Source organism: Novosphingobium sp. (assembly GCF_032093395.1).
GTDB lineage: Bacteria > Pseudomonadota > Alphaproteobacteria > Sphingomonadales > Sphingomonadaceae > Novosphingobium.
In genome coordinates this window covers 1-1,586 of record NZ_DAMDBA010000123.1, presented here as the reverse complement: position 1 = coordinate 1,586, position 1,586 = coordinate 1, and the positions used below count along the sequence as shown (strand labels likewise).

The following is a 1,586-nucleotide window of genomic DNA, read 5'->3' as shown; positions in this document are numbered from 1 at the left end:
CCTGCCTGATCCGGCGATCGCTGGCGCTGAGCGAAGGCGTGTCGATCACAAGTCGTCCAGGTCGTTGAAGGCCGATCTCACCATATCGGCGTAGGCGCGGTGCACTTCGACGCGGCCGATCAGGTTGCGGTTGGAATTGGCGAAATCGAGCAACGCCGGATTGCTGAACCCGCGGCGCGTACACGCCGCGAGGCTGGGGAGCAGCGGCCCTGCCAAGCCGGGCTGCTGCTCAGGCAGAGCAAGCTCCTCGACGAGGCGCGCCACGACGCCAACGACGAAGGAGAGGCTGCGCGGGACGACCGTGCCGACAAATTCGCGTGCACGCGGCAGCAGCGCCGCGCCAGTCCGTTTGCCATCCTGTCGCCGGTGCACTGAGAGACGATCTGAAAAGCCCGCCGCGGCTTGGCCGGGCGGGCTCGGAGATGTTGAGGCTGCTAGCAGGTCGCTGTTTAGCCGGCCGTGCGCTTCATTCCTGCGGATACCTGCACGCCGGGTATCAGGTGAGGGAACTTGGGGTGGGCAATCTCTCGCAGGGATGCGTCGCCGTTGCATTTTGCAGCGTAGACGTTCCAGTCGACCAGCCCCAGGATCTCGGTAGTGGGATCAAGCAACCAGGCAGCAAGGTCGCTACCAAGATGTGCAATCAGATCCTTTTCAACGTGGTCCGGCAGTTCGTGGGCCAGTGTGTCGTTCTTGCCTGCGGCCGTCGAGTGAACGCGCAGATTAAGAGCGCGAATGCGTCCATCGTCTTCGGCCGTGTAACCCCATCCGTTGACCGGCTGAAGGCTGATCTCGACCGTTGAGTGGTGAGACGGCCTGCGACCATTTGCGCTCACGACGGCCCACTTGGTGGTCAGGACGAGATTCCAGGTGCCCCAGTAGGAATTGAAGCGGAAGCGCGGGAGGGCTGTTGTCGGCAAGGCCATCTTTTTTCTTCACTTTGATCGGATTCAACATCACTGATCCAGGCCATCTTCTCCCGGGGCGAAGGCCCACTACGAGTGGCTCGTCAGGCGGAAATCCTGAGCGGCCTTGATCTGCTCAACGGCGTCCAAGTGTTGCGGAAAATTGGATCGGGTCGGAAAACGTAGGTATGTTTCTGGATTATTGCCCCTTGGCCATGTCAGCCGGAGAGGAGGGTGACGGTTCCATTAAAATGGCTGTCACAACTCCAGAGCGTCAAAATTGTGTAATCTTGGACACTCAATCAAATCTCATAAATTGAGAGGGATATTACACGATGCGATATACAAAGAAATTCGCGTTGGCATTGTTGGCATGCGCAGCCATCACCAATCCAATAGTACTTGCGCAGACTCCCACCGTCAAAGAACACCCTGTACGCGTGGCAAATTTCACTGAGAAATTTAACGATCCCGATGATATTACAGCCAAAGCACTAGCCAAGGTCGAGCGAATTCCTCTTGTAGAGGCCAAACAACGATTGCGCCTTATGAACGAGGCTGCCGTATTGGTGCACAAGCTTCGTAATAGGTATCCGGATAATTTCTCGGGCGCGCTTGCTGTCAATAAAGCCCCGTTCCACATAAACGTATATTTCACTGGGGCAGAACCGGTGAAAATTC

At 57.2% G+C, this 1,586-nt stretch carries 3 protein-coding genes; 1 reads left to right on the top strand and 2 read right to left on the bottom strand.

Annotation, left to right across the window (positions count from 1 at the left end):
* Positions 1-45 precede the first annotated feature (45 nt).
* Both RT424_RS23085 and RT424_RS23080 read right to left on the bottom strand, forming a co-directional pair.
* Positions 46-372: a hypothetical protein gene (locus tag RT424_RS23085; protein ID WP_313443022.1), complete on the bottom strand. Its 327-nt coding sequence runs from the start codon at positions 370-372 to the stop codon at positions 46-48.
* A 77-nt stretch (positions 373-449) separates the two neighbouring features.
* A complete protein-coding gene (locus RT424_RS23080; RefSeq protein WP_313443020.1) occupies positions 450-926 on the bottom strand; it encodes a hypothetical protein in 477 nt (158 codons plus the stop codon).
* Between the two features lie 314 nt (positions 927-1,240).
* Here RT424_RS23080 and RT424_RS23075 point away from each other — a divergent pair.
* On the top strand, positions 1,241-1,586 hold a 346-nt coding region (locus RT424_RS23075), incomplete at its 3' end, for a hypothetical protein (RefSeq protein WP_313443017.1).